General features: G+C 58.5%; 12 protein-coding genes. 8 read left to right on the forward strand and 4 right to left on the reverse strand.

Annotated features, from left to right (window positions below; all coding sequences use genetic code 11):
• Window positions 1-55: 55 nt before the first annotated feature.
• Together Q0746_RS04790 and ptsP are read left to right on the forward strand one after the other, a co-directional pair.
• Window positions 56-1,294, forward strand: coding sequence for an aspartate kinase (locus Q0746_RS04790; RefSeq protein ID WP_298257720.1), 1,239 nt, complete (start codon window positions 56-58; stop codon window positions 1,292-1,294).
• A gap of 246 nt (window positions 1,295-1,540) precedes the next feature.
• On the forward strand, window positions 1,541-3,796 hold the full coding sequence (ptsP, locus tag Q0746_RS04795) for a phosphoenolpyruvate--protein phosphotransferase (RefSeq protein WP_298257722.1): 2,256 nt from the start codon (window positions 1,541-1,543) through the stop codon (window positions 3,794-3,796).
• 170 nt (window positions 3,797-3,966) lie between these two features.
• On the opposite strand, the gene Q0746_RS04800 is transcribed toward ptsP, so the two are convergent.
• Both Q0746_RS04800 and Q0746_RS04805 read right to left on the reverse strand, forming a co-directional pair.
• Window positions 3,967-4,743, reverse strand: a complete 777-nt coding sequence (locus tag Q0746_RS04800; RefSeq protein WP_298257724.1) for an EcsC family protein — start codon at window positions 4,741-4,743, stop codon at window positions 3,967-3,969.
• A gap of 5 nt (window positions 4,744-4,748) precedes the next feature.
• Complete coding sequence (locus Q0746_RS04805; protein ID WP_298257726.1) at window positions 4,749-5,240, reverse strand: N-acetyltransferase; 492 nt, start codon at window positions 5,238-5,240, stop codon at window positions 4,749-4,751.
• 80 nt (window positions 5,241-5,320) lie between these two features.
• On the opposite strand from Q0746_RS04805, the gene Q0746_RS04810 reads away from it, so the two are divergent.
• Window positions 5,321-5,926, forward strand: a complete 606-nt coding sequence (locus Q0746_RS04810; protein WP_298257728.1) for a flavin reductase family protein — start codon at window positions 5,321-5,323, stop codon at window positions 5,924-5,926.
• Window positions 5,927-6,305: 379 nt separating this feature from the next.
• Window positions 6,306-7,409 (forward strand): Hint domain-containing protein, encoded by a 1,104-nt coding sequence (locus Q0746_RS04815; RefSeq protein ID WP_298257730.1) that lies wholly within the window; start codon window positions 6,306-6,308, stop codon window positions 7,407-7,409.
• Window positions 7,410-7,882: 473 nt separating this feature from the next.
• Here the strand turns inward: Q0746_RS04815 and Q0746_RS04820 are convergent, their stop codons facing one another.
• Window positions 7,883-9,484, reverse strand: coding sequence for a SulP family inorganic anion transporter (locus Q0746_RS04820; protein ID WP_298258065.1), 1,602 nt, complete (start codon window positions 9,482-9,484; stop codon window positions 7,883-7,885).
• A gap of 258 nt (window positions 9,485-9,742) precedes the next feature.
• Between Q0746_RS04820 and Q0746_RS04825 the strand changes: the two genes are divergently transcribed.
• The 3 genes from Q0746_RS04825 (at window position 9,743) to Q0746_RS04835 (ending at window position 11,802) form a co-directional block, all read left to right on the forward strand.
• Window positions 9,743-10,618: an S-methyl-5'-thioadenosine phosphorylase gene (locus Q0746_RS04825; protein WP_298257732.1), complete on the forward strand. Its 876-nt coding sequence runs from the start codon at window positions 9,743-9,745 to the stop codon at window positions 10,616-10,618.
• Window positions 10,611-11,195, forward strand: a complete 585-nt coding sequence (locus Q0746_RS04830) for a YdcF family protein (protein ID WP_298257734.1) — start codon at window positions 10,611-10,613, stop codon at window positions 11,193-11,195. Before Q0746_RS04825 ends, Q0746_RS04830 begins: the two co-directional genes overlap by 8 nt.
• 67 nt (window positions 11,196-11,262) lie before the next feature.
• Window positions 11,263-11,802, forward strand: coding sequence for an adenine phosphoribosyltransferase (locus Q0746_RS04835; RefSeq protein WP_298257736.1), 540 nt, complete (start codon window positions 11,263-11,265; stop codon window positions 11,800-11,802).
• A gap of 53 nt (window positions 11,803-11,855) precedes the next feature.
• Here the strand turns inward: Q0746_RS04835 and Q0746_RS04840 are convergent, their stop codons facing one another.
• Window positions 11,856-13,274 (reverse strand): FAD-binding oxidoreductase, encoded by a 1,419-nt coding sequence (locus Q0746_RS04840; RefSeq protein ID WP_298257738.1) that lies wholly within the window; start codon window positions 13,272-13,274, stop codon window positions 11,856-11,858.
• Window positions 13,275-13,516: 242 nt separating this feature from the next.
• Between Q0746_RS04840 and Q0746_RS04845 the strand changes: the two genes are divergently transcribed.
• Window positions 13,517-13,699, forward strand: coding sequence for a hypothetical protein (locus Q0746_RS04845; protein WP_298257739.1), 183 nt, complete (start codon window positions 13,517-13,519; stop codon window positions 13,697-13,699).
• Window positions 13,700-13,706 lie beyond the last annotated feature (7 nt).

A 13,706-nucleotide genomic window follows, 5' to 3' on the forward strand; every position in this document is an offset into this window, starting at 1 on the left:
CCCTCAGCGCGCCAGCGGCCTAAGAGGCTGTTCGATACGACAAAGGGCAAAACCAATGCCAAGACTGGTAATGAAATTCGGCGGCACATCTGTCGCCAACCTAGACCGCATCCGGCGTGCAGCAAAGCGTGTGGGTGTCGAGGTGGCCAAAGGGTACGAAGTGATTGTGATTGTCTCGGCAATGTCGGGCAAAACCAACGAGCTTGTAGGCTGGGTCAACGAGACGTCACCGATGTATGACGCCCGCGAGTACGACGCGATTGTGTCTTCGGGCGAAAACGTCACCGCTGGCCTTATGGCGCTGACGTTGCAAGAAATGGATGTCCCCGCACGCAGCTGGCAGGGATGGCAAGTTCCGTTGAAAACGACGGACGCCCATGGCTCGGCGCGCATCGAAGAAATTCCAACCGCCAATTTGGACGCAAAGTTCAATGAAGGCATGAAGGTTGCGGTCGTTGCAGGCTTCCAAGGCATCAGCCCCGAGGGCCGGATCACCACTTTGGGGCGTGGCGGCTCAGACACGACCGCCGTTGCCTTCGCGGCCGCATTTGATGCTGAACGCTGCGACATCTACACCGATGTCGACGGGGTCTATACCACTGACCCGCGCGTCTCGGACAAGGCCCGCAAGTTGGACCGCATCGCCTTTGAAGAAATGCTGGAGCTGGCGTCCCTTGGCGCAAAGGTGCTCCAAACCCGCTCGGTTGAACTCGCGATGCGCTTCGGCGTGAAGCTGCGGGTTCTCTCGAGCTTTGAAGAAATGGACGACAACGCAGGCACATTGGTATGTGCCGAGGAGGATATCGTGGAAAGCAATGTAGTCTCAGGCATCGCCTTCGTGCGCGATGAAGCCAAAATGACCCTCATCTCGGTCGCTGACCGCCCGGGGATCGCCGCCGCAATTTTCGGACCTTTGTCCGAGGCGGGCGTGAATGTGGATATGATCATTCAAAACATCTCTGAAGAAGGTCGCACCGATATGACCTTCTCTTGCCCTGTTGATGAGGTCGCGCGCGCAGAGAAAGCAATGGCGGAGGCCAAGGCCTCGGGCGAGATCAACTACCATGACCTACTCGCCGACACCGATGTGGCCAAAGTTTCTGTCGTGGGTATCGGCATGCGCAGCCACGCAGGTGTCGCCGCCAAAATGTTCCACGCCCTGCAATCAGAAGGCGTAAACATCAAAGTTATCACCACCTCCGAGATCAAAATTTCGGTGCTGATTGATCGCAAATACATGGAATTGGCTGTTCAGGCCCTGCATGACGCGTTTGAGTTGGAAAAGGCGGCCTAAGCGCCGGCTCGGTAACCAAATCTGAACACTGTCAGCCCTCAGGTGTTGGCAGTGTTCTTTGGGGCCTTTGGATGCATAGGCCCCCGTGCGACCAATAATCGCGAGATGACGTCATTCCCCCCGTGATTCAACGACGAATTCATAAGCATTATTTGCATTCTACCGCCAGTACGAATTCTCTGCCCTCCCATTCACTGACAAACTCCCCTATATCCCTTATGGAGACCAGTAAGGGGGGCGAAGAAATTGCCCAAAGGATCAGAAAGTGAAAGCCGCAAGCTGCTTGGCCGCCTGCGCGATACTCTCGCCGAGGAGGGCGCGGGTCAGGAACGACTGGACCGGATCACCAGCATCATCGCGGGGTCTATGGGAACGGACGTGTGCTCGATCTACTTGCTGCGCGACGCCGAAACCTTGGAACTCTGCGCCACTGAAGGCCTGAACAAAGCGGCTGTCCACCAAACCCGCATGCGCATCGGCGAAGGGCTGGTCGGCCGCGTGGCCAGAAGAAAAAGGCCGATCAACGCGCCAGATGCCCCCTCCGAACGCGGCTTTCGGTTTATGCCCGAAACCGGCGAGGAAATTTACACGTCATTCCTAGGCTTGCCGATCCAACGTTTGGGCGAAACCTTGGGCGTATTGGTCGTGCAATCCAAGGACGAGCGCCGCTACTCCGAAGACGAGGTTTACGCCTTGGAGGTCGTGGCGATGGTTCTCGCCGAGATGACCGAGCTTGGCGCGTTTCAGGGCGAAGGGGCGGCCATGAGCGCGCGCCACATCCAACAAGCCCTGTTTCGTGGCGGCATCGCGCAAGAAGGTGCCGCAGAAGGACAAGTGTACCTGCACGAGCCGCGCGTCGTCGTAACCAACCCGATCGCGGATGACCCCCATGCCGAACTCAAGCGCCTGCAGGATGCCATGCGGACCTTGCGTGGGTCAGTGGATGAAATGCTCGGCTCGATGGGGAAGAACTCTGACAAAGAGCAGGTAAAGGTTCTGGAAGCCTACCGTATGTTCGCCAATTCGCGATCTTGGGTGCGGCGGATGGAAGAAGACATCGCCCTTGGCCTGTCTGCCGAGGCCGCCGTCGAGAAAGAGCAATCCGCCACCCGTGCCCGCATGGAAAATGTGCCGGATGCCTATCTGCGCGAGCGGCTCCACGACCTCGATGACCTCTCCAACCGGCTGTTGCGCCTGCTCACGGGGCAAGGCCAAGACACGGGCGCCGAGATCCCCGAGAACCCCATTCTGGTCGCCAAAAACATCGGCCCGGGTGAGCTGCTGGACTATGGCAAGAAGCTGAAGGGCATTGTGCTGGAGGAAGGCTCTGTCGGATCGCATGCGGCGATCGTGGCGCGGGCTTGGGCAATTCCACTGGTCATCAACGCAAAGCGTATTCTGACAGAGGCGCTGAATGGCGACCAAATCCTTGTGGACGGCGATCAAGGAATTGTGCATCTGCGCCCGGAAGAAAGCGTCGCCGCCGCCTTCCGCGACAAGATCGCCATGCAAACAGAGGCGCAGCAACGCTATGCCTCGATCCGCGAAAAACCGGCCACCTCATTGGATGGCACCACGGTGTCCCTGCATATGAATGCCGGCCTTATGGCCGATTTGCCATCGCTGGAAAGTTCGGGGGCGCAGGGCGTCGGCTTGTTCCGAACAGAGCTGCAATTTTTGACGCGCGCACGTGTGCCCCGACGGTCCGAATTGGCAACAATCTACGGGTCGGTTCTGGACGCGGCCAAAGGTAAGCAGGTCGTGTTTCGCACCCTTGATATCGGGTCGGATAAGGTCCTGCCCTATATGAAACCCACCGAGGAGCCGAACCCCGCAATGGGCTGGCGGGCCATTCGTGTGGGGTTGGACAAACGCGGCGTCATGCGGATGCAACTGCAAGCCCTGATCCGTGCAGCCCAAGGCCGCCCGCTATTGGTAATGTTCCCTTTTGTGGCGCAATTCGACGAATTTCGCGAAGCCCGCCAGCAACTCCTGGACGAATTGGACCGCGAAGAGAAAATGGGCCATGTCATGCCGTCTGATGTCAAGATTGGCGCCATGTTGGAAACCCCGTCACTGGCCTTCGCACCGCGCCAGTTTTTCGAGATGGCCGATTTCATCTCAATCGGCGGCAACGATTTGAAACAGTTCTTCTTCGCAGCAGACCGCGAAAATGAGCGGGTGCGCAAACGCTACGACACGCTGAATGTAAGCTTTCTGACCTTCCTTGAGCAAATCGTGGCGCGATGCGACGCCACCAACACGCCGGTCAGCTTTTGCGGCGAGGACGCGGGCCGACCGGTAGAAGCCATGTGCTTTGCCGCGATGGGGTTGCGGTCCCTCTCCATGCGCCCTGCATCAATCGGCCCAGTCAAAAGCCTGCTGCGCCGCGTGGATTTAGCCGAGGTCAAAGATGTCATCGACACAGCGCGCGGCACCGGTGACCAATCGGTACGCGCGGCAATCATGGATTACCTGACGGGGCGCAACGGGAAACCCTGAGCGGTCCACCAGCGCATAAAAAAACCCGCCATCTGAAAAATCCAGATGACGGGTTTTACCAGCAAGAGGGAAACTTGCTGAAAACTCTTTACTTACTCGTGCCTCAGGTACCTGCAGTTGATCAATTACCCGCCACAAAGGCAGGTAACATGAGGAAAGTTATCGAAAGGTTAACGATCGCTGAGTTTCCCGAAAATTTCCGCCCGAAATAACTCAACCAATGCTGCGCGATCTGATCCGGTCTCTTCCGCCAGCTTGCGCAACCCAAAGCTGACGTGGGCCATTTCCTGATAGTAACTGGTAAAACTGTAGTTGATCGCGGCCCCCGTCACCGCCCCCAAAACCGGCACCATTTGCGCCGCCAACTTCTGCCCCAGCACCACTGCCAACTTGGGGGATATGGTCTTGATCATGGTGTGGAGCGTGACGCCAGTGACGCTGGCCCGCAACGTCAAGAAGCTGAGGTCTGTGCTGTCATCCTCTGCCAAAGGTCCGGCAGAGGCGAACACCTGCAAACATTCCGCCCGCGTGTCAGGATGCGAGGGGTCAAATCCGTGCTCATTGGCAATTCCCTGAATGGCCCGCAAAATGACTGTTGTTGTCAACGGAAGCTCCGCGAGCGAGGATGCAAACCCGCCAAAACCTCCTGCGGCCCCTGTTCCCATGGTGACCGCGCGGGTCATCCAATGGCTGGCGTCAGGCGCGGCATTGCGGGACACTGCGGCGGCCTCAAAGCTGAACTCCAAAGCCTTTAGCGTTGCGGCGTCCAGACCTTCACGGGCCGTATCTGGCAGGTGATCCAGCAATCCATCCGCTTGCGCCCCCAATGTTCCGAGAAGCTTCAGCCCCACCCCGCGCGCATTGCGGTAGCGAGTTGCGAGTTCTTCGATCTGCACCTCTATAGGCGGGTCGGCGGGCACGATGGGCGATAAAATGATGTGATCCATCTGCCCTAAATGTGTTCGGAGGACCCCTTTTTCAAGGATGTCACCTCCCCCTCGACACCGTCCCAATCCCACAGGCCCAACACTCGGTCAGGATTGGTAGGAGGGGGCATCTGGACACCGTGAAGCATCTTGAAGCCAAATTTTCCGTAGTATGAGGCGTCACCAACGAGCAGCACGCGCGCCCACCCCAGTGCCTTGGCCCGCGCCAAGCTGTCGCGCACCAATGCGCCCCCTAGTCCCTCCCCCTGACGGGTCGGGTGGACTGCAACAGGGCCCAGCAACAATGCGTCTTCCTCACCCACGCGGATCGGCCAATACCGGATTGCCCCCCCAAGAATCCCCGCCTCGTCGCATGCCACCAACGACAGATCCGGCACTGGCGGAACCCCATCACGCAGCCTGTAGGACGACAATGCAGAACGTCCGGGCGCGAATGATAGGTCATATAAGGCCTCTACAGCCCACCAATCCTGCGGTGTTTCTAGCCTAAGTTCCACGTTCTTCGCCCGATTTTCCCTTTCGGCGCAGTCTACATGGCGCTACCTCTTGGGCAACCAAGAAGAGGAAACTGACGCCAATGTTCTACCGCCCCGAGGATGGCCATAACCTGCCACATAATCCGTTCAATGCCATCGTCTCCCCGCGCCCGATTGGCTGGATCTCCACACGCGGGGCTGACGGGTCCGAGAACCTCGCCCCCTATTCCTTTTTCAACGCGGTGGCCTATGTCCCGCCTCAGGTGATGTTCTCATCCACCTCGGCCAAGCCTGACCGCGACGGCACGAAGGACAGCGTCTCCAACATTCGCGAAACCGGCGTGTTTTGCGTGAATGTGGTCGAATACGCGATGCGCGACGCGATGAATATGACCTCGGGGCCTTGGGATCGGGAGGTGGATGAATTCGACAAGGCGGGCATCGCGCGCGCTGAATGCGACACGATCGCCTGCTCCCGCGTGGCGCAAGCCCCTGCCAGTTTGGAATGCAAGCTGACCCAGATCGTGCAACTTCCGGGCGAGGCAAATTTCGCGGTCTTCGGGGAGGTTGTGGGCGTGCACATGCGCGATGACTGCATGGTTGACGGCATGTTCGACGTGACCAAGTTCAAGCCCTTGGCGCGGCTTGGGTACAAGGATTACACCCACGTCGGGGAGATCTTCAGCCTGACACGACCGGGCGAATAGCGCGGAGCATTAGCCACGCTCGCAAAGCATGCCCCAACTGGACGCCCGCCCGTCACGATGGTCGTGCGGAGACGTGTTTGTGCATGCCCGAAAGCTGGCGGAGTGTGCATATCGCCGCGAATGGCAGCCTCGAGCCCTCTTTTCAAAAATGCTGCTGTGCAGCCAAGGCCCGCTTTCGGAAGGCGATCCAGAAAGCGGGCTGACATCATAGTATGAGTGTTTGCGGCTCCCCTGCCGACCTCCCCTTTCTTGGCATATCGGGCCGTCTCGGCCTCAGGGTTTCGACCTGCAGAGCATTCTTGGAAAGAGCCAGTTTTCCTTGGGTTAGGCTGAAATTAACGCCTAGTCTGCAAAATTGGGCCAAAATCAGGACATGAAGATGCCAGCCTATATTTCGGAGATCCATTACGACGGCAACAAGAACGTCGACTTCTTTGAAATCGCCGTGCCGGAAGGAACGGATGTTTCAGGGTATACCCTGTCGTTCTACGACGTCGGCGGAAATAGCTACGTTACCACGTCACTGGGAACACCAGTACAAACTCAATACGGCTATGACATCTATGTTGTCGACAACTTCACGATCACCCTTCCAGATTCCAGAAGTGGCCACGGTATCGCGCTGTCCGATGGTGATGGTACCGTTATCCAGTTCGTGTCCTATGGCGATAGTCCATCCACAATCACGGGCATCAACGGTGCGGCGGACGGTTTAACAAGCACCTACATCGGTGCGGCCTCCAGCGGGTCGACGCTGGAAACCACGGATGGCGGCGCCACATATTCCGTCCAGAGTACCCCGAGTTCTGGTTCTATTCCCGGTGCTCCGACCTGTTATGCCCCCGGAACATTAATCGACACACCCGACGGGCTGCGCGCGGTAGAAACCCTGCGCCCGGGTGATCCGGTGCTGACTATGGATCGCGGGGCCCAGCCGATCCGTTGGGTGCGCAGCAGTGATCATCCGCTGGATGACGTCAGAGAAAAAAACAAACCGGTGCTCATTCAGGCCAGTGCCCTTGGTCCGGGCCGACCCGCACGAGACCTGATTGTGTCGCCCCAGCACCGCGTTCTGGTCGGCGGAGGCGGGCAGTTACAGGGGTATTTCAAAGAGGAGGTCTTTGTGCCGGCAAAGTCACTAATCGAACTTCCGGGCATCCGGCACATGAAGGGCAAGACAGCAATCACCTGGATCCATTTTGCCTGTGACAACCACGAGGTTGTTGTGGCGAATGGCTGCTTCTCAGAAAGCCTCCTGTTGGGGCCAATGGTGTTGGGCGGTCTGACACAGGCTGAACGCCAGTCACTGATCGACATTTACGGATCTGTTCAGAGAACTGGTGAAGCGAAAAACGGCCCGGCGGCCCGTCCGAGCAAGACTGTTGGCCACGTCCGACGGATTCTTGCGAAGGGCCTGAACGAGAACAAGAACCGCACCGCATGTCAGGGAGTGGAATATCGATCTGGCGATGGAACGATATGAAACTAGCAGATTGCAGGATGTGGCCCGACTCGGCTAAAACACGCCCGACTAAAGCAATTTACTCGGTGGTTGCGGAGACTTCGCTTCGATTGGACATGGCAGCCATTAGTGCAAGCGAGGCGAAAGTTCAATTTGTCCCGCGCAGCCGACGTCTATAAAAACCTTCATTCACCGACACGCTCCCCCGCCCACCACAAAGCACGCCAAACACCCCGTGCAGCGATAGGGACCGCGCGGGGGGGGACGTGTTCTCTGCCTAAGGAAAGCCCCAAAACCTCGGGGCAAAAACATAAGTGGCGGCGCCGCACATTGCGGAAATGCCAAACAGGGGTGTCAGCCCCTGCATCTTCAAACGCATGCGTCATGCAGATGGCCCTTGTCAGGGGCCCTGTATTCCACGAGCTATGTTTCAACGTCGAGGGGCAAGTTCTACCCGCCCCCCGTTAATCTATAGATAAGCCTGCGTGCGCCGCTTAGTGACCGCCCGCCATAACGCCGGTTTTGACCGAGTAATTCACCGCGACCTCATAGTCTGGGTCGTCGTCGCTATCGACAATCAACTGGCCTGCGTTGGTCAGCAGCTCGTGGCAATCGCGGCTCAGGTGGCGCAGTTGCACCGCTTTGCCCTCGCCCTCGTATTTGCCCGCAATCGCCTCGATCGCTTGCAGCGCCGATTGGTCCGCCACGCGGCTGCCGGCGAAGTCGATGATCACGCTGTCGGGGTCCTCATGTGGGGTGAACAGCTCTGCGAAGCCTTCGGCAGACCCGAAGAACAGCGGGCCTTGCACCTTATAGACCTTGGTGCCGTCCTCCATCATGTCGACCTCGGCGTGGATGCGGCGCGCGTTTTGCCACGCATAGGCCAGCGCCGAGACGATCACCCCAACCACAACCGCGATGGCAAGGTCATACATAACCGTGGTGACCGTCACCAACACGATCACAAAGGCATCCACCCGCGGCGCCTTGCGCATGATGTTGAACGAGTTCCACGCGAAGGTGCCGATCACCACCATGAACATCACGCCCACCAATGCGGCCAGCGGGATTTGCTCAATCAGCGGCGAGGCCACCAGAATAAACGCCAGCAAGAACAACGCCGCCGCGATGCCCGCCACACGGGTGCGGCCGCCGGATTTCACGTTGATCATGGATTGCCCGATCATCGCACAGCCGCCCATGCCGCCAAAGAGTCCTGTCACCGTGTTTGCCACGCCTTGGGCCACACATTCTTGGCTGGCACCGCCGCGCTTGTTGACGATTTCGCCCACAAGGTTCAACGTCAGCAGGCTCTCGATCAGGCCGATGGCCGCAAGGATCAACGCGTAGGGGGCGATGATGACAAGCGTGTCCCAAGTGAAATAAGCCAATAGGTCGCCGTATTCACCCGTTTGCGTGGAAATCGGCATGAAGGTGAACGGCACATGGAACGACGGCAATCCGCCCGAAATCGGCGACAAATCCCCGACCCGCGGCACGTCAATGCCAAAGCCGATGACGATCAACGCCACGATCCCAATGCCCGCAAGCGGCGCAGGGATCACCGATGTCACCTTAGGCGTCGCCCAAATGATGCCCATAGTCAGCACCGTCAGGCCAAGCATCATGGCAAGTGGCGTGCCACTCATCCACACAGGATCAGCCGCTTTCTCGCCCAGCTCAGCCGCGTCATGTATTTGAAACTGGCTCATCTGCGCCAAGAAAATAACGATCGCCAAGCCATTCACAAAGCCCAGCATCACCGGATGCGGCACCAGCCGGATAAACTTGCCCAGCTTGAAGATACCCGCCGCAATTTGCAGCACCCCCATTAAGATCACCGTGGCAAACAAATACTCAACGCCATGGGCTGACACCAAGGCCACCATGACAACCGCCAAGGCCCCCGTCGCGCCCGAAATCATCCCAGGTCGCCCGCCGATACATGCGGTGATCAACCCAACGATGAAGGCGGCATACAGCCCCACCAAGGGGTGAACTCCCGCCACAAAGGCAAAGGCCACGGCCTCGGGCACCAAAGCCAAGGCCACGGTCAGGCCGGACAGAATTTCGATGCGCCACCGCGCAGCGCCCATGGGGCCACTGGGCGCGAGGCTCAATTCGTTCAAAATCGGGTTCTTGGCGAGGGACGCCATCAGCTTGTTGGTCACGCTGCTGCCTCTTGTTCAGGTCACAAATATCGATGAGTTGCGGGCCTGTTAGCCTAGACAAGCGCGGATTGCACGGAATACTTGGTGTGACGTCTTAGGGATATATCGAACGGTGCATTTCCATCCGGTTAACCTTGGGACAATATGCACCGGCTTAAGAACTTTCAGACCAAGGACACAGACATGGCAGACACAATGATCGGCGTGATCGGGGGCTCCGGCTTGTATGAGATCGACGGGTTGGAAAACCCCCAATGGCGCAGCGTGGACACCCCTTGGGGCGCGCCTTCGGATGCCATTCTGACCGGAAGGCTGGACGGGGTGAACATGGCCTTCCTGCCGCGCCACGGGCGCGGCCATGTGCACTCGCCAACCACAGTCCCCTATCGCGCCAATATCGACGCGCTGAAACGCATTGGGGTGACCGACGTCATCTCCGTATCCGCCTGCGGCTCCTTTCGTGAGGAAATGGCACCTGGGGATTTTGTCATTGTAGATCAATTCATTGACCGAACCTTTGCGCGCGAAAAGTCCTTCTTTGGCACCGGCTGCGTGGCGCATGTGTCAGTCGCGCACCCCACCTGCCCGCGCCTTGGTGCGGTCTGTTTTGAGGCGGCCAAAAACACCGGCATCAATGTCCACAAGGGCGGCACTTATTTGGCCATGGAAGGCCCGCAATTCTCTACGCTGGCCGAAAGCAAAATGTACCGTGACAGCTGGGGGGCGGATGTGATCGGCATGACCAATATGCCCGAGGCCAAACTCGCCCGAGAGGCCGAGCTGTGCTACGCATCCGTCGCCATGATCACCGACTACGACAGCTGGCACCCCGACCACGGCGAGGTCGATGTAACCCAAATCATCGCCACCCTGATGGGCAACGCCAGCAAGGCCCGCGATATGGTCGCCAAGCTGCCCGCCCTGCTTGGGGCCGAGCGTGACGGCTGCCCGCACGGCTGCGACCGCGCGTTGGAATATGCGATTCTGACGGCTCCGGATGCGCGTGATCCATCGCTGGTGGCAAAACTCGATGCTGTCGCGGGGCGGGTCCTTGCCTAAAGCCATAAGGGCCGTGCTTGCGGGGGTGGCTCTCTTTTTCGCCCCCAGCATTTGGTTGCATCTAAGCACGCCCATGGTGTCGCCCGCCAAGGCCACCCCAGCTGACGCCGCCCTCATCTTTGGCGCCGTCGTGCGGGCGGGCGCAATCACCCCGCTGCACCAAGAACGCTTGGACGCAGGAATTGCGCTCTACCACAGCGGGGCCGCAGCCCGATTGGTCGTGTCCAACACCGCTGCCGCGGCTGAGGTCATGCACAGCTATCTCCTTTCCCAAGGCATCCCCGCCGAGGCCATCGAGCGCGATCCCCAAGCCGAACGCAGCCCCGACACCTGCGCCTTTGAGGCGGGCCAAGGCACGGGGCGCTCGGTGATCCTCGTCAGCCAACGCTTCCACCTGCCCCGCCTCGCGCTTCATTGCCGCCGCTACGCTCTGGATCCGCAGTATGTAATCGCCGATAGCCACAGCCGCGCGCCCAGCCCGCTGGCCACCAAAGTTCGCGTGCGAACGGGGCGGTTTTTGCGCGAAACCTTCCTCATCTGGGGCACATTGCTCCGCATCTACCCTCACAAACCCTAAGCCTAAACCTTTCCCCTTCCCGCGCCCTCAGGTATCCGAAGGCGCACACAACCTTCCGGAGCCCAAAATGGCACAGCAAAAGCAGGTCAAAGACTACATTCGCACCATCCCGAATTTCCCGCACGAAGGGATCATGTTTCGCGATGTCACGACGTTGTTCTTGGATGCCCGCGGGTTTCGCATGGCGGTAGATCAACTGCTGCACCCCTATGCGGGCCTCCGCTTTGACAAGGTCGCGGGCCTTGAGGCGCGGGGGTTCATCATGGGCGGGGCTATCGCGCATCAACTCTCGGTGGGTTTTGTGCCGATCCGCAAGAAAGGCAAACTGCCGGGAAAAACCATCGAACAAAGCTATTCGCTGGAATACGGGGAGGCCACGATGGAGCTTCATGAGGACAGCCTTCAACCCGGAGAAAAAGTCCTGCTGGTCGACGATCTTCTCGCCACTGGCGGCACAGCAGAAGCCGGCATCAAGCTTATCGAAAAGCTGGGCGCCGAGGTCATCGGCTGTAGCTTCATCATTGATTTGCCCGATCTGGGAGGCCGCCAAAAGCTGGAGACCATGGGCCAAGATGTTCATGTCTTATGCGAATTCGAAGGCGACTGAGCGCAGTTCAGCCGCAATTTTACCATGGCCCAGCAGAGGGTCAGGTCAGCGCGCTATCGATTTTGGTCAACCACTGCCCCGGGGTTCATAATGCCCTTGGGGTCCAGCGAGGCTTTGATCGCGCGCATTGCCGCCAGTTTCGTCGCATCGCCATAGCGGTTCAAATCCGCAACCTTCATGCGCCCGATACCGTGCTCTGCCGAGAACGACCCATCAAATTCGGCCACCAAGTCATGCACCAGTCGCTTCACTTCACCCCGTTGGTTTTCATAGGCATCTCGCGACATGCCGCGCAGGGGGAAGACGTTGTAATGCAAATTGCCATCGCCCAAATGGCCAAAGCAATTCACACGAAAATCCCCAAGCTGCGCCAAGGCCTTCCCCGCTTTCTCGATAAACTCGGGGATGCGACCAACAGGCACCGAAATGTCATGCGACGAAATCGAGCCAATCCGCTTGTTCGCCTCTGGGATGCTTTCTCGAATGGTCCAAAAAGCCTCGCGCTGCGCTCCTGATTGCGCGATCACACCGTCGCTGACCAGATCGCGGGCCAATGCTGCTTCGAACAGGCCCAGCAATGCCTCGGACGCTTCAATACCCGCAACACAGCCCACATCAACCAAAACCATCCACTCTGGAGTGTTCTCAAAGGGGGCGCGCACATCGGGCCCCACTTCCGACAGGAAATCCAACCCCATATGATTTATCAGCTCAAATGCAGACACTTGGTGCCCCAGAAGATCCCCCGCCAAGGCCAATAGATCCAAAGCCGCAGCCGGATCGCGCACGACCATCAAAGCTGCCCCCACGCTTGCGGGTTTCGGGAACAGCTTCAACGACGCGGCAGTGATAATCCCTAATGTCCCTTCCGCCCCGATCAACAGGTGGCGCAGGTCATATCCGGTGTTGTCTTTCTTCAGCCGCGACAATCCGTGCATGATTGAGCCATCCGGTAGCACAGCTTCCAAGCCCAGACATAATTCCCGCGTGTTGCCATACCGTACGACATTTACCCCGCCCGCGTTGGTCGACAAATTGCCACCAATCCGCGCAGAGCCTTCCGACGCCAGCGACAATGGGAACACTCGGTTCGCCTCATCGGCGGCGTTCTGAACATTTTCCAAAATGGCCCCCGCTTCGGCGACCAAAACATTCTCGGCGGGAAAGATGTCCCGAATTCGTGTCATACGTTCCAGCGACAGGATCACCGGTGTCACGCCTCCCTCCAACACCTGCCCCCCGACAAGGCTGGTGCCGCCGCCGTAAGGCACAATGCCCACGCGCGCATCCGAGCACGCCCGCACCACAGTGGCCACATCTTCTACGCAATCAGGGGCGATCAGCAGCCCGCCGTTCCCGCGGTATCGCCCGCGCGGCTCGGTTAAATAGCTTTCACTCAACTCGCGAAACGCGCTGTTGGGAAGCTTGGAGGCCAGCTCGGTCGTTAGGGCATCGGTCACAGAATTTAGCATGGTTTGTTATTACCCAGCAGCGCGACAAGGGAAACATAAATCCGAATATTGCTGGCAGCCATGTATCGGCAAGAGGCACGCATCGACGATCTTTGCCCCCAGCGGAATGTTGTATCAAAGCCAAAACCGCCTGAAGCCGGACAAAGCAGGCGCCAACGAATATACTCGCCTCACCATGAGCGGTGCCGTAAACTCTAAGACAGCGTATTCTGGCGCTGCAACGGGATTGGGAGATCGTCCGAATGTTGAAATATATCTATCCAGACGGAAGCCATTGTTACCGCGCAATTCATACAGCCCATGCTGTCTATCGAGACGAGGAAGGCAAGTTGATCGCCCGCGCAGAAAAATCTGATCAAAGTGGGATGTACGAGTTCGAGATAAAGGGTTTCGAAATCTTGCAACCCGGTGTTTTCTACGAATAAGGCCTCG

It is taken from the genome of uncultured Litoreibacter sp., from assembly GCF_947487515.1.
Classification (GTDB): Bacteria; Pseudomonadota; Alphaproteobacteria; order Rhodobacterales; family Rhodobacteraceae; genus Litoreibacter.